Here is a 19,036-nt window from a genome sequence, read left to right as displayed (position 1 = left end):
ATGTCTCAACTTATTGAGTCGACAGTAAAAAGTGCGCCGAAGCCGATGACTCCTTTGCAGGAGTTTTGGCACTATTTCAAGCGCAATAAAGGGGCTGTTATCGGCCTGTTTTATATCATTATTATGCTGGTGATTGCCGCGGGTGCCACCTGGCTCGCCCCACATGGGCCAGCAGAGCAATTTCGCGATGCACTGCTAAAACCCCCTGTTTGGGAAGCCGGCGGTAGTTGGAAGTTCATTCTTGGTACTGATGATGTGGGCCGCGATGTCTTGTCCCGCCTGATGTATGGTGCCCGCCTCTCACTGTTGGTGGGTTGTCTGGTGGTGGTGTTGTCACTGGTGATGGGCGTGGTTTTCGGCTTACTGGCCGGTTATTTTGGCGGCATAGTTGATGCCATCATCATGCGTGTTGTCGATATCATGCTGGCACTGCCAAGTTTATTACTGGCATTGGTGTTGGTGGCGGTATTTGGGCCTTCGATTGTCAATGCCTCGCTGGCGCTCACCTTTGTGGCCTTGCCGCACTATGTGCGTTTGACGCGAGCTGCCGTGTTGGTTGAGGTCAATCGCGACTATGTCACGGCCTCAAGAGTGGCCGGTGCGGGCGCAATGCGCCAAATGTTTATCAATATTTTGCCAAACTGCCTTGCGCCGTTAATCGTGCAGGCTTCTCTCGGCTTCTCTAACGCCATTCTGGATATGGCGGCTCTCGGCTTCCTTGGGATGGGTGCGCAACCGCCAACACCAGAGTGGGGCACCATGCTCTCTGATGTGTTGCAGTTCGCCCAAAGCGCCTGGTGGGTCGTGACCTTCCCCGGTGTAGCGATTCTGCTGACGGTTCTGGCGTTTAACCTGATGGGGGACGGCCTGCGTGATGCTCTCGACCCCAAACTCAAGCAGTAACAGAGGTAGAGAGAGATGGCACTTTTAAATGTAGACAAATTGTCGGTGCACTTTGGTGACCAAGGCGCGCCGTTCAAAGCAGTAGACCGCATCAGTTACAGTATTGAGCAAGGTCAGGTGATTGGGATTGTCGGTGAGTCCGGCTCTGGTAAATCAGTCAGCTCATTGGCAATCATGGGGCTGATTGATTACCCCGGCAAAGTGATGGCCGATAAGCTGGAATTTAATGGCCGCGACCTCACCAAGATATCTGAAAAAGAACGGCGTCAATTAGTGGGTTCGGAAGTCGCGATGATCTTCCAAGACCCGATGACCAGCCTTAACCCGTGCTATACCGTCGGTTTTCAGATAATGGAAGCGCTGAAGGTGCATCAGGGCGGCAACCGTAAAACTCGTCACCAGCGGGCGGTGGATTTGCTGACATTGGTCGGCATTCCTGATCCGGCCTCGCGGTTGGATGTCTATCCGCACCAGCTTTCCGGTGGGATGAGCCAGCGGGTGATGATTGCGATGGCGATTGCCTGTCGGCCTAAATTACTGATTGCTGATGAGCCGACAACTGCGCTGGATGTGACCATTCAGGCGCAAATCATTGAATTACTTTTGGAATTACAGCAGCGTGAAAATATGGCGCTGTTACTGATTACCCATGATCTGGCACTGGTTGCTGAGGCGGCTCATCATATTATTGTGATGTATGCCGGTCAGGTCGTGGAAACCGGTAAATCTGCGGAAATTTTCCGTGCGCCGCGCCATCCCTATACTCAAGCACTGTTGCGGGCGTTGCCGGAATTTGCGCAGGATAAAGCGCGGTTGGCATCCCTGCCGGGTGTGGTTCCGGGTAAATATGACCGTCCTGAAGGCTGCTTGCTTAATCCGCGTTGCCCGTATGCTAATGATCGCTGCCGCCGTGAAGAACCTGAACTGCTGGGGCCAGCGGGGCGTCAGGTTAAATGCCATACACCGCTCGATGATGCGGGGAGGCCGACCCTATGAGTCAACCTATTGAAATGAAAAATGAATCACCGGCAGCTAAGCCGCTGTTGCAAGCCATTGATTTAAAAAAATACTATCCAGTCAAAAAAGGGTTATTTGCACCGGAGCGGCTGGTTAAAGCTCTGGATGGCGTTTCATTCACTTTGGAGCGCGGCAAAACGCTGGCGGTGGTGGGAGAGTCCGGCTGTGGTAAATCCACCTTGGGCCGCTTACTGACCATGATAGAAATCCCCACTGGTGGCGAGCTTTACTACCAAGGTCAGGATTTGCTTAAGCCCGATGAAAGTGCGGAAAAACTGCGCCGCCAGAAAATCCAGATTGTGTTCCAGAACCCTTATGGTTCACTGAACCCGCGTAAGAAAGTGGGGCAGATTCTGGAAGAACCGCTGCAAATCAATACTAAGCTCAATAGCAAAGAGCGCCGCGAAAAAACGTTGGCGATGATGGCCAAAGTCGGGCTAAAAACTGAACATTATGACCGCTATCCACATATGTTCTCCGGCGGTCAGCGCCAGCGTATCGCCATTGCGCGCGGGTTAATGTTGAATCCTGATGTGGTGATTGCTGATGAGCCAGTGTCGGCGCTGGATGTGTCAGTGCGGGCGCAGGTATTGAACCTGATGATGGATTTGCAGCAGGAGCTGGGTTTATCGTATGTCTTTATCTCCCACGACTTATCAGTCGTTGAGCATATTGCCGATGAAGTGATGGTGATGTACTTGGGGCGTTGTGTTGAAAAAGGCAGTAAAGCGGCCATTTTCAATAATCCGCGTCACCCTTATACACAGGCATTATTATCTGCCACACCACGGCTGAATCCGGATATGCGCCGTGAGCGTATTAAGTTGACTGGCGAATTGCCTAGCCCAATGAGCCCACCGCCAGGTTGCGCGTTCAATGCGCGTTGCCGCCGGGCGTTTGGCCCTTGTACACAGTTGCAACCCCAACTGAAGCAGTATGGCGACCAAATGATAGCTTGCTTTGCTGTTGATCAGGATGAAGTGGGAAAAGCGAGTTAAAGCAGGAATACAGCCGTATAACATCAATAAAAAACGTCGGTTATCCGGCGTTTTTTTATAACTGAATAGCAGCATTTATTTTTGAGTTATAACCTAATTAAACTAGATAGTTGGCTTATAAATGATTACATAATAATTGATTTCGAGCTAATTTATTTGAATTATTATATCGTAGACCATATTGATAATTAATGCCGCAAGATTTAACTGAAAATAAAATTAATTATTTTTGCACATCTGAATAAAAAGGGTGCAATAGATGCACCCTGAATTAAATAACGTCAATACTTTCTATTATTGTGGATAAGGTACCCAATCACCGCCATTGAGTCGAATATAAGGTTTGCCCTGATATTGCATCACAATAGCATTATCATTTTCTGAAATGACGGCGGTTTCTGGTAAACCTTGTGTCAAGGTCTGCCAGTCAACACTTGGCGCGGTAAATACTTTGCCATCAACCATTCGTGAAACTAACTCAGAAATAGCCAGATAACTGCTGGGCGCACTCACAACCACCGGGCTGGCGGGTGATGGCGCTTTCATACCAATCAATTTAATCCCCACCGGGATATGAGTAATGCTGGGGCTGGGGATATCGCGTAGACCAGACATCTGCATTTTATCGCCAACCAAGGCGGCACCGTGCTCTGGCACCACCACCACCATGACTTTTCGACCTGACTTTTCCAACTCTTCAAGGAAAGTGTTCAACTGGTCAAATAGAGTTTGGGCGCGCGCATGATAATCCGCAGATTTGTTGGTACCAACGAAGCGGTTACCGTCATGTAACGGTATGATATTCATGAAAGTTGCGCTGCGGGTATCCCCCCCGTTTTTCTGCTGCTCCAGCCAGCGATTCAGCAATTCCAAATCGTTATAAATCGGCTCGCCATCAAAGGAAGCTAATTGATTACTAATGCCTTTTTGCGACATCATCGGCGCGCGCATATTGCCGTCGTCTTGGATGTTTTGCAGATAATTACCAAAGACACCGGAGTGATCCATTACCAGTTGGGAGGTAAACCCAAGTTTGGCTAAGTTATCAAACAGATAACACTGCTGGTCTTGCGGCTGATACAAATCTTTGTGTGATGACTGGCCGCAGCTGGCGCGTAACAGGCGGATAGACGCCGGGCCACTGTAGGCGGTGGCTGAGTTGAAGTTTTTAAACAGAATATCAAACTTACCCCACAGCGGGTGTTTATCCAGTTGAATCGCCTCAATATCTGACCATGACAATGAACAGATATTAATCACTAACAAATCAAATGGTTGTGCGTCACCGGGTAGTGATGCCGGGAATGTGGTGCGGCGAGTTTTTTCTTGCTCATAAAAAACATTCAAATGGGCGTTCAGGTTAGCATCAGTGGGCGGGCCACCCGCTTCGACAGGGCTGCCCCCGGCTGCGGGTTGCTCTGTACTGGCTGGCGCGGCTGTTGCTGCCGCAGTCTCCACTGTTGGGGCCAGAGAAAATGCCGGCCCGGCAATACCGGCGATATTCAGCCAAATCATGGCTGCGACGACAAAAACAGTGACGCGAATCCATTGCGAAATAAACAGGTAGCCCACTAGAATGGTGAAGGCGGTTCCTATCATGGCCCAGTTAATGAAACGTCCAAATAATTCAATTAGATAGCTAAAGCTAAACCCTGTTACTTGGGAGCCTTGGCTCATGATGCTGTTGATACCCGGCAGCCAGGTATCGTGATAGAGCAAGCCAATACCGATGGGAATGGCTATCCAGTGACGCCAGCGGTGGACGCGGTACGCCGGGATTGGGAACAGCAGAAAGGCCAAAAATACTAAGTTTGCTAAGGGATGGAAATTCAGGTAACCAAACCACAGCAGGGCAAACTTGAACAGGAAATAGATGTTCCATGCGCCCAGACCACGCCAATAGCGCCACGGACTCTGCGATTCTTGCTGTTTATTTTTTGCATTCATGGTGATTTCTTAGTCTGTGAAGAGGAGCCATCACGCAACCAAATCCCTTCTGATTTTAAATAGCGCGCGGATAAGAACAAATGTTGTTTTTTCTCCCACCACCGCGGAAACCAGCGGCGAGCGCTATAGCCCAGCGGGAAAAAGATAATCGCGCCCAGCAACAGAATTTGCCAAATATCATTGAGATTCATGGGTATTCTCCTGACGGTGGCGGGTGGTCAGTGTCAATGGCACGGGTGTGCGCCGGGTGGCTTCCACCTGGTCTGGTGCATCAACTTCTTGTTTATAAGTCTTTTTATCACCAGCAGCTTGCCATGCTTCGGGAGTATTAATCATTCTGTTAACCTCCGAAATAATTTCCTGATCCTGATACCACACCAGCCTATTACTGAATGCTTCGGCCACGGGTAGGCGGAAAATATGACTGAGAGCAGTGTCTAAGTCATTGATGCGGCAAGTGGAAAGGAACAATATCAACCGATTATCAGACACCGTCACCACGTCGCCATAGCGGCGTAAATGGCACAGTGTCAGCGCTTGACGCGCCTGTAACCCCGGCACGGCCCGCAGCGCAACCAATACGCCTTTACCATTTTCCGGTAGCAAGGTGTTGTTCATCAACTGCAACACCGAGTGGCAAAACTCCGCCGGTGGTAGATAGCCTTTGAGCTGAAGTGGGCGCAATGCTTCCAGTAACGCATTGATATCTTCGGGAACATGGCGAGAGAATTGCTGCTCTTGAATCCCTTCTAGCATTGTCAGAAAACGCGATAATGGCGCAACCTGTGGGACGATCAGGTTGGCACCGCAGGCCAGTAACAAGCGCTCATCGCTGTAGCGCAGGCTGGCGTGCATTTCGCGTACCACGATTTTCACGCTATTGCCGCGTTGACGGCGAATGTTATGGATTTGATGCGCCATTTCATCAATTTGCTCGCTTTGATTCAGCGCAAAAATCAGTGTTGCGGCATGCGCCGTCATTGCCCGCTGAGCTAAAGCCGCATTGGACTCCAGCAATTGCCAGTGACTAGAAAGCGGGGGGGCGCCTTCCAGAATGTGGGTATGGGCTAAATAGAGATGCTCATCATTGCGCGATTGTGGCAGAGCTTGCTGGACTTCATCCGCCATACTCCAGCCTTGTTCATCGGCTTCGAGCAAGACTAATTGATTGGCGGTCACCCCTTTTGTTGTGCTCCACCAGGCAACCATATATTGCGCATTATCCTGCTGCCATTGCAGATTAGCCAGGCCTTGTAAATAACGGTGCTGACTGACTAACTGATTTTTAACTTTATTAATGCCGGAGCTGTGACAAATCACCAATAATGTGCAGTTCTGGGCCTCCAGCCATTGCTGAATCTGCTGTAGCCACTGCTGCATCTCTTCACTGGTAAAGGTTTGCCACAGACTGGCGGGAGCAAACAGAATGAAAAGCCGCTGTTGTGGGCGCAATGAGCGCATCAAATCATGGGTTAAAAATTTTAAGGCATTTCTTTGAGCAGGTAATGTAAATAGCGGTAATTTCTTGGGGCCAGAATGACCGATATTAGTCAGGAGGTTTTCAGGTTTTTGCCCTGAGCAAATCAATGCCGCCCGGGTATCTTCGGGTTGGTTACGAATAACTTGCTGGCAGAATAAGTTGGCATCTATTTGACGTTCAATATTGATCCAATAGAATCCGGGAGCCTGTATTACGGCCAATTCATCCCAGATTTCGCGAACACCTAATGAGAAACATCGTGACATAGATTCATTATCTGCTTTCGTTAAAGTGCTATTGGGCCAATAACTGGATAAAGTTAAAAAACAATTGTAACATTGCAATAAGTATTAACCAATGTCCTTGCCTGAATATTAATCTAAGATTCTTCTTATCAAGTAAAGTATAAAACGATCATTATTATACTTAATTAACATAGTCTATTTTCTCAAGGCGGATAAATGAAGACTATAATAAATCGATTTCATGAAAAAACTTCACTTGAGGCTCAGGATGATCTGCTTGCATTAAGTCAGGCTTTCTCGTTACCCACGTTAAGTTATATCGATATTGTCCGTCAGGAACGATTAATCCAAATGATGGCTCGCTGGCCATTGTTGACAGAATTAGCGCAATCTACAGGGAGCGAATAGCCTATGCCGGTATTGGCGTTACAAGGTGTAAGAGGGGGCGTTGGCACAACCTCGGTAACTGCGGCTCTGGCATGGGCGCTACAGCAATTGGACGAATCAGTTTTGGTGATTGATTTTTCACCGGATAATTTACTGCGATTGCATTTCAACATGAGTTTTGAGCAATCCCGTGGTTGGGCTAAAGCTGAAATTGACGGTGAAGGCTGGCAGCAAGGTGCCATGCGCTACACCGAGAAGCTGGATTTCGTGCCATTTGGCCAATTAACTCAAGCTGAAAATGAGCAAATCAGCACGTTTTTGCAGCAAAACCCTCGTCAATGGCAGGAGAACTTGTCCACATTGCAGGCCAGCGCGAGCTATGGTTGGATTTTGTTGGATATCCCCGCCGGTGACAGTGTGTTCACCCGCCAAGCATTAGCGTTGGCGGATCAAACTCTGATTCTGATTCATGCGGATGCCAGTTGCCATATTCGCCTGCATCAGCAAAATTTACCTGTTGGCTGTCATTTCCTGCTGAATCAGTTTACTGCCAACAGCCGCCTACAACAGGATTTGCATCAGCTCTGGCTGCAAAGTTTGGATAGTTTATTGCCGACCTTTATTCATCGCGATGAAGCGATGGCCGAAGCATTGGCCGCCAAACAGCCTTTGGGCGAGTACAGCGCGCAAAGTCTGGCAGCGGAAGAGGTGATGACTTTGGCAAATTGGTGCCTGATTAATGTGGCGGACAGCGGCCGATGAATCGCCTGATGCGGATGTTATTTCAGACACCGATTTATCAGGCGATGCGCCGCCGCTATCATCTTTATATGCAGCAAGGCTGTACCGTGCTCACGGCCCTTCTCACCACGATGGCGCTGCCACTGTGCTGGGTATTCCTGCGCCTGGAGTCCCCAATCTGGCAGTATGTGATACAGCACCGGACTTACTGGTTCCCGCAGATTTCACCTAATCGCCCGCGCCTGGGGGATGGTTTGCGCTATCTGCTGCAAGGGCTGTGGCTGTTATTCATCCGTCCACAATCAGACCATAATAAAAAACGCCGGCCAGCGGCGGTCGGTAAGGGCTGGGTAAAAAACAAAAGACAGAGCTATATCAGTTGGTTGGGGGAAATTCCCCAGCGTTTTGAACTCCAGCGAATAGAGAAATCAGTTGCCAACCGATTAAGCCAACTACCAAGACGAGCTCGCCGTATCTTGTTTATTATTCTGGGTATTTTCACCAGTATTTTGGCCTTGCTGTGTATTTCGCAACCTTTCGGCATGATGGCGCAATTCGTGTTTGTCTTACTGTTATGGGCCATTGCCATGGTGGTGCGGCGGGTGCCGGGGCGCTTACCTACCCTGATGCTGATTGTGTTGTCGTTAACCGTTTCCTGCCGCTACCTGTGGTGGCGTTATACCGAAACGCTTAACTGGGATGACCCGGTGAGCTTGGTGTGCGGCTTATTATTACTGTTAGCCGAAACCTATGCTTGGGTAGTGCTGGTGTTGGGCTACTTCCAGACGATTTGGCCGCTAAACCGCCAGCCGGTGCCTATGCCGGAAGATATCAATAGCTGGCCAACCATTGATTTGATGGTGCCGACTTATAATGAAGACCTCGGTGTGGTCAAACCGACCATTTATGCGGCATTGGGTATTGATTGGCCGAAAGACAAAATTAACATCTATATTTTGGATGATGGTAACCGGCCCGCTTTTCGCGATTTTGCCGCCGAAGTCGGGGTGCACTACATTGCCCGTCCCACTCATGAACACGCCAAAGCCGGTAATATCAATAATGCGCTGAAACAGGCCACTGGTGAGTTTGTCGCTATCTTTGACTGCGACCACGTACCCACCCGCTCTTTCCTGCAACTGACCGTCGGCTGGTTCTTTAAAGATAAAAAGCTCGGCATGATTCAAACGCCGCACCACTTTTTCTCTCCCGACCCTTTTGAGCGAAATTTAGGCCGCTTCCGTCAAACACCCAATGAAGGCACGTTATTCTACGGCCTGGTTCAAGACGGTAATGATATGTGGGATGCGACTTTCTTCTGTGGCTCCTGTGCCGTTTTACGCCGTAGCGCCTTAGATGAAGTGGGCGGGATCGCGGTGGAAACTGTCACCGAAGATGCCCACACTTCATTGCGCCTGCACCGCAAAGGCTACACTTCCGCTTATATCCGCATTCCGCAAGCCGCCGGGTTGGCAACGGAAAGTTTGTCAGCACATATCGGGCAGCGTATCCGCTGGGCGCGGGGCATGGTGCAAATCTTCCGGCTGGATAATCCGCTGCTGGGCAAAGGGCTAAAACTTGTCCAGCGCTTGTGCTACGCCAACGCCATGTTGCACTTTTTATCGGGTATTCCGCGGTTGATCTTCCTGACAGCTCCGCTGGCATTCCTGCTGCTGCATGCTTACATCATTTTCGCGCCAGCACTGGCGATTGCACTTTATGTGCTGCCGCATATGATTCACGCCAGTCTGACTAACTCCCGTCTACAAGGTAAATATCGCCATTCATTCTGGAGTGAAATCTATGAAACAGTGCTGGCCTGGTATATTGCCCGCCCGACCACCGTGGCGCTGCTCAACCCCCACAAAGGGACATTTAATGTCACGGCAAAAGGCGGTTTGGTTGAAGAGCAACATGTGGACTGGGTGATTACCCGCCCTTATATGGCGCTGGTTCTGCTCAATCTGGCGGGGTTGATTGCGGGCTTGTGGCGCTTGGGCTATGGCCCGGCCACTGAAATCATGACCGTGGTCATTAGCTTGGTGTGGGTCATTTATAATATGACAATTTTAGGTGGAGCGGTGGCGGTGGCAGTTGAAGCTAAACAAGTGCGCCAGTCCCACCGGGTCGAAATTGCCATGCCCGCTGGTGTCGCACGGGCTGATGGTCACTTATTCTCCTGTACTCTGCGCGACTATTCCGATGGTGGGGTGGGGATTGAGATGCGCGAAGCCGGGTTACTGAAAGATGGCGAAGCCGTGCATTTGCTGCTTAAACGCGGCGCACAGGAATATACCTTCCCGTGTGAAGTCACCCGCGCTTTTGGCACTAAAGTCGGCATGCGGATGCATCAGCTGACTGTAGCCCAACATATTGATTTTATACAGTGTACCTTTGCTCGCGCTGACACATGGGCGCTGTGGCAGGATAGCTTCCCAGAAGATAAACCGATTGAAAGCCTACGCGATGTCTTGGCGCTGGGCTTTAGAGGCTATGTTCGGATGGCCAGCTATGCACCGCCGGTGATTCGAAATGTATTGATAGGATTTACCTCCCTGATTGCCTGGGTTGCATCATTTGTACCCCATGGCGTGGATAAAAATCAGGCTCCGAGTAGCCAGGGCCAGACAATGGCTCAACATTGATGATGATATGATGACGAGAAAAATAACCTGGTTTACCGCACTGGCTTTGGGGTTAGCACCATTTACCCAAGCCGAAACATTGGCTGTTCCGGCAATTCAATCGGCGGACTCGACACCTGCCGCTGAAGCAACCGTGGAGCTGGCCCCTGCCGCCCCGACGGTACAGCCGAATGTGCCGGTTCGCGATGTGAGTTACACCTTTGCGAAAATTGCCCCGCCACCGGGGACATTCGCCTTGCGTGGCACTAATCCTGAAGGGGTGATTGAATTTGGCGTGCGCAGTGATGAAGTGGTCACTCATGCCATGTTAAATCTCGAATTTACTCCGTCGCCGTCACTGATTCCGGTGGAGTCGCAGGTCAAAGTCTTCCTGAATGACGAGCTGATGGGCGTCACGGCGATCACTAAAGATCAACTGGGTAAACCCACGCGGATCCAGTTGCCGATTGATCCGCTTTATATCAGTGATTTCAACCGATTGCGGTTAGTGTTTGTCGGCCATTATCAGAGTATTTGTGAGAACCCGGCCAGTAATACGCTGTGGCTGGATATCAGTAAATCCAGCTCGTTGGATTTGCGCTATCAATCATTGTCAGTCAAAAATGATTTATCCCATTTCCCTGAGCCTTTCTTTGATGCGCGGGATAACCGCCCGCTGACTTTGCCGGTGGTGTTTGCCGCAGTACCTGACGTGGCCCAACAACGCGCGGCCTCTATTTTGGCATCCTGGTTTGGTGACCAAGCGCAATGGCGTGGGCAGAGTTTCCCTGTTTTATATAATCAACTGCCCACTCAGCATGCGGTGGTTTTTGCGACAAATACCCAACGCCCTGATTTTTTGAAAGATTACCCGCCGGTCAAAGCACCGACGGTGGAAATCATCAGCCATCCGGATGATCCGTATGTGAAGCTGTTGCTGATTTTGGGGCGCGATGACAATGACTTAATCACGGCGGCGAAAGGGATTGCGCAAGGTAATATTCTATTCCGCGGTCAGAATGTGACGGTGGATAACGTCGAGCAACTGGCACCAAGACAGCCCTATGATGCGCCAAACTGGGTGCGTACCGACCGGCCAATGACCTTTGCTGAGTTACAGCAATATCCGGATCAGTTGCAAACCACCGGTTTGTTGCCGCCGCCTATTTCCTTATCACTGAACCTGCCGCCGGATTTATTCCTGATCCGCAGTGCGGGCATTGATATGCGCTTGAAATACCGCTACACCTCAACGCACCTGATGGATGGTTCTCGCTTAAGTATCAGCTTGAATAATCAATTTGTGCAGGACTACCCGCTGTCGCCGAATATGCCGCAAGACAATAAAATCCTGCGGCTGCCGCTACTGCAAGGTTTACAAGATTCAACCAAGCAGTTAACCATTCCGGCATTGAGACTGGGGGCCACTAACCAACTGCGCTTTGATTTTGATTACAGCACCTTGCTGGCGAGTGGCGCGGAAGGGCGCTGTGAAACTTACTCTACCGCTCCGAACCACGCGGTGATTGACGGTAACTCCACTATCGACTTCTCCGGCTATCGCCACTTTATGGAAATGCCGGATTTACGGGCATTTGCCAATGCTGGCTTCCCCTTCAGCCGGATGGCGGATCTCTCCGAAACCCTTGTCTTAGTGCCGCCAAAACCTGCGCCGTCACAGCTGACGACGCTGTTGAATGCGGTGGGAAATATCGGGGCGCAAGTGGGTTACCCGGCGGTGGGTATCAACATTACCGATGACTGGTCACAGGCGAAAGACAAAGACGCCGATGTGCTGATTATCGGCCCGATCCCGCCAGAACTCCGTGATGATCGGCAGATTAACCTGCTGGTGGATCAAACCCAAAGTTGGGTAAAAATGCCAAACCGCCAAACGGGCTTGCCCGGCATGATGGCACCGGATTCGGACTGGGTTGCGGATAGCAAAGCGACCATCAGCTCTGAAGGGGCGATGTCGGCGATTATCGGAGTGCAGTCACCGAACTTCCCACAGCGCAGTATTGTGGCATTATTGGCGGATAGCCCACGGGGCTATAACTTGCTGAATAATGCTTTGCTCGACAGTGGCAAACGCGAGGCAGTATTTGGCTCGGTGGCGGTTATTCGTGAGTCGGGTGTCAATAGCTTGCGGGTCGGCGAAACTTATTATGTCGGCCACTTACCTTGGTGGGAGCGCATCTGGCATACCTTATACACCCATCCGGTAGTGCTGGCCGGTGTCGCCGTGTTGGTGGTTGTTATCGCCGCAATGATGGCTTGGCGCTTGCTCCGTCTGATTAGCCGTCGTCGGTTATCACCTGATGAGAGAGATTAATTTTGATGGTCGTCATGTTTAAACGGCTGGTATGCATCCTGCTGCTGGCCAGCTTTGGTTCGACAGCCGCGTGTGATTGGCCTGCATGGCAGCGGTTCAAACAAGACTATATCAGTGAAGGGGGGCGAGTTATCGACCCCAGTAACCCGAGGCAAATAACCACGTCGGAGGGGCAGAGTTACGGCTTGTTTTTTGCTCTGGTGGCCGATGACCGGGAGACATTTGACCGGCTATTAAGTTGGACAGAAAACAACTTATCGGCGGGGGATTTAACCGCCCGCCTACCCGCCTGGTTATGGGGACAACGCAATGGAAAGAGCTGGGATATTTTGGACCCCAATTCGGCTTCGGATGCTGATTTATGGATTGCTTACAGTTTGTTAGAGGCCGGCCGGTTGTGGGATATCCGTCGTTATAAGACCATGGGCACCTTGTTGCTGCAACGCATTGCTAAAGAAGAAGTGGTGAATATTCCGGGCCTCGGTGAAATGTTATTGCCTGGCAAAATTGGTTTTAGTAATGAAGACCGCTGGCGGCTCAATCCAAGCTATTTGCCACCGCAATTGCTGGCGCGTTTTGCTTCTCTGGCGGGGCCGTGGAAAGAGATGGTTGATGCCAATCAGCGGTTATGGTTGGAAACGGCACCTCATGGTTTCAGCCCTGATTGGGTTGTGTGGCAAAAGGATAAAGGCTGGCAGCCGGATGAAACCCAGCTGAACATCGGCAGCTATGACGCGATTCGCAGTTATCTGTGGGCCGGAATGTTGCCCAATGATAGCCCGCAAAAGACCGCACTCATCCAGCGTTTCCAGCCAATGGCGGAGATTACCCAGCAACAGGGCATACCACCGGAGAAAACGGATGCCCTCACCGGCAAAACCAGTGGTGATGGGCCGGTCGGATTTTCGGCAGCATTATTACCGTTTTTAGCCAGCAACCCCGCGCCATTTAATCAGCAGGTGCTTAGCGAGCAACAAAAACGTGTGCAAGATTCACCTCCGGGCGCTGATGCCTACTACAGCGCGGTGCTGACATTGTTTGGTCAGGGATGGACAGAGCATCGCTATAGCTTTAATCGTCAGGGGGAACTTCAGCCTTCATGGAACAGTCAATGCGCAACATTAAAATAAACTGGCTATTAAGTTTGGTGTTATTGCCTCAAGCCTTTGTCGGTATGGCGCAGGGGGCTGAAGCTGTGTCGCCGACTCAATTTTTACTCGAGCAGGTGCGATTGGGGGAGGCGACCAATAAAGATGAGTTGGTGAAGCAATCCCTGTATCGCCTAAACATGATGGACCCGAATAATCCGGATGTTATCGCGGCAGGAATTCGCCAGGCGCTACGGCAAGGGAATCTGGCCGAAGCACAAAAACAACTGGATAAGTTGCAACAATTGGCACCCGACACTGAAGTATATCGCCGCGCTAAGTTGATGTTAGCCATGACAAAACCTGAAGTTCGTCAGCAATTGCAGGAGGCCCGTCTACTGGCAACGGCGGGGCGGGTTGCTGAAGCTAAAGTTAAATATGATCAATTGCTGCAAGGCAATCCACCGACTCTGGATCTGGCGGTTGAGTATTGGCGGCTGGTGGCGCGACTACCCGGTCAGGAAGCCCTTGCGACCCAGAAACTCGCCTCTCTGGACCAACAATATCCCGGCAATGTTGCCCTGCGCATGGCGCTGGCGCGTATGTATTTCAGCCAACAAAAGGCCGTACTTGGCTACGCCATGTTGGAAAAAGTGGCCGCAGACCCTACCGGGGCTTCAGATGCTGCTGATTTGTGGATGGACACCATCAAAGCGATGACCGTCAGCCCGCAAAGTGTTGCCGCATTGACCCATTTTCTTGACGTTTTTTCCACCGGCCCTCAAGCGGATGCTGCTCGTAAAGAGTTGGCTAATCAGCAGGTTACATTGGCTGATCCGGCCTATCAGGCGCGGTTGAGCGGGCTGGAAAAAGTCGACAGTGGCGAAGGGACGGGTGCCATCCCTGCATTGAAACAAGCATTGGCCGCCTCACCCAATGACCCGGAAATTCTGGGCGCGCTGGGTCTGGCGTATGCTCGCGGTGGCGATCGCGCGCAAGCATTACAGTTATTTGAACAGGCGCAAAAATCGGATAAAGACGGCCTGAAAAGTGATAAATGGGCCAGTTTGATCAAAACCAACCGTTACTGGCTGCTGAATGATGCCGGTGATAAGGCGCTGAAAGCCGGTAACACTGCGTTGGCACAGCAAAAATATCAACAAGCGCGGCAAATCGACGGCAGCGACAGTTATGCATTAATTGGTTTGGGTGATGTGGCAGTGGCCCGTCATGATGATAAAAGTGCCGAGCAGCATTATCAGCAAGCATTGCGTCTCGATCCCAGCAACAGCAGCGCGGTGCGCGGGCTTGCCAATATTTATCAGCGGGAATCACCACAAAAAGCACTGGATTACCTGAATAACTTGCCCCGCAGCCAACAAGCCAAAATGCGCGACACATTAGATAACTTGCAATTAGAGAGTCTGAAACAGCAAGCCGAAACCTTGGCGGCACAGCAGCAGTGGCAGCAGGCAGCAGAGAAATATCGGCAGGCGCAACAGAGAGCGCCGGACGATGTCTGGATAACTTATCGGCTGGCACAAGCATTGGCGCAAGAGGGCCAGACGGCGCAAGCGGATGCACAATTCCACCAACTGGCCAGCCGTAAACCGGGCGATCCTGAACAGGTCTATGCCTATGCGCTTTACCTTTCCAGCACCGAGCGGGATAGTCAGGCATTGGCGCATTTAACCACACTGCCCACGGCGCAATGGAATGATAATATTCGTGAATTAGACCAGCGCTTGAAATTGGGTCAAGTGCTGACTTTGGCCCGCCAATTGCGGGCAAGTGGTGATGAAGCGGGGGCCATCACCGCCTTGCGCCAGCAACCCGCTAACACACAAATTGACCTGACACTGGCAGATTGGGCGCTGGAGCGCGGCGACTACAGCGCAGCGCTGGCGGGTTATCAGCATGTCCGGGCGCGTGAACCGCAAAATCCTGATGCGCGTTTGGGCGAGATTGAAGCCTATATCGCCGAGGGCCGCCTCAGCGAGGCGCGTCAGCATTTGCAAACTGAGCCACTGACGGGCGACGGGGCGAGCTTAAATACTCAGCGGCGGGTCGCCAATGCCTGGAGTGGTGTGGGTGAACCACACAAAGCGGCAGATATTTTCCAGCGGTTAAAACCAGCCGCCGCCAAAGGCACCCCATCACAGGATAATGCTTTAATATTCCGTGATTCGGCTCGGCTGGCGCAATTACAGGGCCAACCCGCTGCCGCTCAGGATGACTTCAAGCAGGCGATGGTGGCCAGCGGCATAGCGGCTAAGCTTCCAGCAGATAATGACAGTTATACTTTACTGACTCGTAATCAAGCCACGGATGATTGGCTCAAACGCGGGATTCGTGCTGATGCTGCGGATCTGTATCGTCAGCAGGATACCCGCGTCACATTGGATCAAGACTATCTGCATTCAAGTGGCACTGAAGGGATTTCAGATCTCAGCGCCTACAACACCATGCTGCAAGTGGATACTTCGCTAGCTGATGGTCGGGTGTTCTTCCGCACTGACACCGTGCATATGGATGCTGGCACCTTTGACAAAAATACCCGTTATAAAGCAGGCACTTGCTACAAAACTGAGATTCCTTGTCAAACGAATTTACATCAACGGGCCACTGGCACCAGTGTCGCGGTGGGGTGGCAAAATGACAGTTGGGCCACAGATATTGGCACCACGCCGATGGGCTTTGAGGTGGTCGATGTGGTGGGGGGGCTGGCGTACAGCAACAGTTGGGACCATATTGGTTGGACGGCAACGGCTTCGCGGCGGCCGATATCCAACTCATTATTAGCTTTTGCCGGTAGCAAAGACCCCAATACCAATATCACTTGGGGGGGCGTGCGCGGCAGTGGTGTCAGCTTGGGAGCCAGTTATGACCGCGGGGAAGCTAACGGGGTCTGGAGTGATTTGAGCTATCATTATCTCACCGGGAAAAATGTGGCCGATAACCAGCGGCTGCGCTTTATGACTGGCTACTACTACAAGCTAATCAATGAGGATAACCGCCGTTTTACCGTCGGTTTGAATGGCATGTGGTGGCATTACCAAAAAGATCTCAGCGGCTACACGTTGGGCCAGGGCGGGTATTACAGCCCACAAAAGTATCTGTCACTGGCTATCCCGGTAAATTATCGGGAGCGGACAGATAACTGGTCGTGGGAATTGGGTGGGTCGGTGTCTGTTTCACACTCTGCGACCAATGATCGGGCGCGTTATCCACTGCAAAATCTGCTCAATAATAGCTTGCAGCCTATTCCAGATCGCGGTGATCCCGATTATGGTGACAGCAGCAATGGCGTGGGTTACACCTTGCGAGCTTTGATTGAGCGCCGCCTGAGTTCGCACTGGACACTGGGGGCCGGAGTTGATATCCAGCAAGCTAAAGATTATACCCCAAGTCATGCGCTGATTTACCTGCGCTACTCTATGGCGGGGTGGCAAGGTGACTTGGATATGCCGCCTCAGCCATTGGTGCCTTACTCCGACTTTAAGTAACAGCCAGTGGCGCTTTTTTAGATAAAAAAGCAACTTTACAGTGATAAATAGCACTTTGAAGTTGCTTCCCTGATAGGAAAAGACTGAAACCCACGGTATTCTTCCCAACCGGTTTGGTTTCATAAGATAAAATCTCAGGGCGATCGAGTATACTCGGACAGCATCGATGAGTCGCCGCATCACTGTGGCAACCATTTTATTTTATTCAGTCGGAATGGGTGGGAGTGAGTTTGCGGGTAAGGCGTTCATTAACGATTAAGCAAATGGCGGCGGTGGCAGTGGTTGCCCTGGTCACCATCTGTATTTTTATCGTCATTCAGTTATTCCACTTTGTGCAGCAGCGCAAGGACGATTACGCCAAGCAGTTGGAGAGTATCGCCTATTCAGTTCGCCAACCGCTGTCTGCGGCAATCTTGAGTGTCGATATCCCCCAAGCCAAAAATATCCTCAATAATTTACTCCCCATTGGCATCCTTAGCCGTGCCGATGTGATTTTACCTAATCAAATTCAGGTATTACACGCAAACTTCCCCACGGAAAGGCCCGTACCCCGCTGGGCTAAACGTATTTTTTCCCTGCCGGTGCAGATAACGGTGCCGTTATATTCTCTGGAGCGGGTATCCGCCAATCCGCAGCCACTGGCACATTTGGTGTTACGGGCCGACTCATTTCGCATGTATCAGTTTATCCTCAGCACCTTGTCGGCGATGCTCTCGACTTATTTGCTGCTGGCATTGGTACTCTCTGTATCACTCGCCTGGTGTATTAATCGCCTCATTATTCACCCACTGCGTGCGGTGGCCAAAGAGCTGGAAAAGATAGGTCAGCAAGGGGTACTGAATCACCAACTGACTTTACCTGCTCATCATCAGGATGATGAACTGGGTATGTTGGTTCACAATTACAATCGCAATCAACAATTGTTAGCTGAGGCTTATGCGGGCATGAGCTGTCCGCTGGGGACTGAATTACCTTTACTACATAAAACCCCGCAACAGTTGGCGCAGGAAAAAGACATTTTGCGGGCGATTGCAAATCGTGATTTCGTCCTGTTTTTACAGCCGCAATGGGATATGGAAGAGCCGCGGATTATTGGTGCTGAAGCATTGCTACGCTGGCGGCAGACGGATGGTAGCTATCGTCAACCTTCAGAGTTTATCACTGACGCAGAAGAAAGTGGCGCGATGATGCCGCTGGGTCATTGGGTGCTCGAGGAAGCTTGCCGCATTCTGGCTGACTGGAAAGCACAAGGAATTACCTTGTCACTGGCGGTCAATATTTCCGGCTTACAAATTCAATGTGAGAGTATTCTAACGCACCTACAAACCATTATTAGCCGCAATAACATTGACCCACACCAATTGGTGTTGGAGATTACTGAGACTGCGCGTATTCAGAATCTCGATAAAGCGTTCATGTTATTGCGCCAGTTACAGGGGCTTGGCTTGTCTATCGCCCTGGATGATTTCGGTACCGGGTATTCAGGCCTGCAATATCTCAATCACCTAAAAAGCTTGCCGATCAATATCATTAAACTGGATAAAAGTTTTGTGAAGCATTTGCCCGAAGATGATGCGATGGCGCGAATCATTAGCACCATCTCCGACGTGCTGAAACTCCGAGTCATGGCTGAAGGTGTCGAGACGGATGAGCAGCGGCAATGGTTGTTAAAACAGGGTATTCAATGTGGGCAGGGCTTTTTATTTTCGGAGCCGTTACCCCGTGAGGAGTTTGAAGCCCGTTTTACCCTGCGCCCTTGACGCCA

13 protein-coding genes are annotated in these 19,036 nt (G+C 51.0%); 10 read left to right on the top strand and 3 right to left on the bottom strand.

Going from position 1 to position 19,036, the window contains the following annotated elements:
* From dppC to dppF, 3 genes are read left to right on the top strand one after another with little or no spacing between them, the layout of a single operon-like run.
* On the top strand, window positions 1-903 hold the full coding sequence (gene dppC, locus DXZ79_RS19895) for a dipeptide ABC transporter permease DppC (RefSeq protein ID WP_038637478.1): 903 nt from the start codon (window positions 1-3) through the stop codon (window positions 901-903).
* A 15-nt stretch (window positions 904-918) separates the two neighbouring features.
* Window positions 919-1,899 (top strand): dipeptide ABC transporter ATP-binding protein, encoded by a 981-nt coding sequence (gene dppD, locus DXZ79_RS19890; protein ID WP_038637476.1) that lies wholly within the window; start codon window positions 919-921, stop codon window positions 1,897-1,899.
* 14 nt (window positions 1,900-1,913) lie between these two features.
* A complete protein-coding gene (gene dppF, locus DXZ79_RS19885; protein WP_038639933.1) occupies window positions 1,914-2,918 on the top strand; it encodes a dipeptide ABC transporter ATP-binding subunit DppF in 1,005 nt (334 codons plus the stop codon).
* A 294-nt stretch (window positions 2,919-3,212) separates the two neighbouring features.
* Here the strand turns inward: dppF and bcsG are convergent, their stop codons facing one another.
* Genes bcsG through bcsE form a run of 3 tightly spaced genes read right to left on the bottom strand, consistent with a single transcriptional unit; the run spans window position 3,213 to window position 6,611 of the window.
* On the bottom strand, window positions 3,213-4,865 hold the full coding sequence (bcsG, locus tag DXZ79_RS19880) for a cellulose biosynthesis protein BcsG (protein ID WP_038637473.1): 1,653 nt from the start codon (window positions 4,863-4,865) through the stop codon (window positions 3,213-3,215).
* Window positions 4,862-5,056: a cellulose biosynthesis protein BcsF gene (bcsF, locus tag DXZ79_RS19875; protein ID WP_038637471.1), complete on the bottom strand. Its 195-nt coding sequence runs from the start codon at window positions 5,054-5,056 to the stop codon at window positions 4,862-4,864. Before bcsF ends, bcsG begins: the two co-directional genes overlap by 4 nt.
* Window positions 5,043-6,611, bottom strand: a complete 1,569-nt coding sequence (bcsE, locus tag DXZ79_RS19870; protein ID WP_038637468.1) for a cellulose biosynthesis protein BcsE — start codon at window positions 6,609-6,611, stop codon at window positions 5,043-5,045. Before bcsE ends, bcsF begins: the two co-directional genes overlap by 14 nt.
* 195 nt (window positions 6,612-6,806) lie before the next feature.
* Between bcsE and bcsR the strand changes: the two genes are divergently transcribed.
* The 7 genes from bcsR (at window position 6,807) to DXZ79_RS19830 (ending at window position 19,031) form a co-directional block, all read left to right on the top strand.
* Window positions 6,807-6,998 carry a cellulose biosynthesis protein BcsR gene (gene bcsR / locus DXZ79_RS19865; RefSeq protein ID WP_038637467.1) on the top strand — a complete coding sequence of 64 codons (192 nt, stop codon included), beginning with the start codon at window positions 6,807-6,809 and terminating at the stop codon, window positions 6,996-6,998.
* Window positions 6,999-7,001: 3 nt separating this feature from the next.
* On the top strand, window positions 7,002-7,739 hold the full coding sequence (bcsQ, locus tag DXZ79_RS19860; RefSeq protein ID WP_038637464.1) for a cellulose biosynthesis protein BcsQ: 738 nt from the start codon (window positions 7,002-7,004) through the stop codon (window positions 7,737-7,739).
* On the top strand, window positions 7,736-10,363 hold the full coding sequence (gene bcsA, locus DXZ79_RS19855) for a UDP-forming cellulose synthase catalytic subunit (protein ID WP_120011565.1): 2,628 nt from the start codon (window positions 7,736-7,738) through the stop codon (window positions 10,361-10,363). Before bcsQ ends, bcsA begins: the two co-directional genes overlap by 4 nt.
* 10 nt (window positions 10,364-10,373) lie before the next feature.
* Entirely contained in the window at window positions 10,374-12,677 is a 2,304-nt protein-coding gene (gene bcsB / locus DXZ79_RS19850; protein ID WP_162928791.1) for a cellulose biosynthesis cyclic di-GMP-binding regulatory protein BcsB, read from the top strand.
* A 5-nt stretch (window positions 12,678-12,682) separates the two neighbouring features.
* A complete protein-coding gene (gene bcsZ / locus DXZ79_RS19845; protein ID WP_038637457.1) occupies window positions 12,683-13,807 on the top strand; it encodes a cellulose synthase complex periplasmic endoglucanase BcsZ in 1,125 nt (374 codons plus the stop codon).
* Window positions 13,789-17,271, top strand: a complete 3,483-nt coding sequence (bcsC, locus tag DXZ79_RS19840) for a cellulose synthase complex outer membrane protein BcsC (RefSeq protein ID WP_120011563.1) — start codon at window positions 13,789-13,791, stop codon at window positions 17,269-17,271. Before bcsZ ends, bcsC begins: the two co-directional genes overlap by 19 nt.
* A gap of 230 nt (window positions 17,272-17,501) precedes the next feature.
* Window positions 17,502-19,031, top strand: a complete 1,530-nt coding sequence (locus tag DXZ79_RS19830; RefSeq protein ID WP_072089167.1) for an EAL domain-containing protein — start codon at window positions 17,502-17,504, stop codon at window positions 19,029-19,031.
* Window positions 19,032-19,036 lie beyond the last annotated feature (5 nt).

This window comes from Yersinia rochesterensis (assembly GCF_003600645.1).
Lineage (GTDB): Bacteria > Pseudomonadota > Gammaproteobacteria > Enterobacterales > Enterobacteriaceae > Yersinia > Yersinia rochesterensis.
The sequence above is the reverse complement of the archived record's forward strand: the minus strand, read 5'-3'. Positions and strand labels throughout refer to the sequence as shown.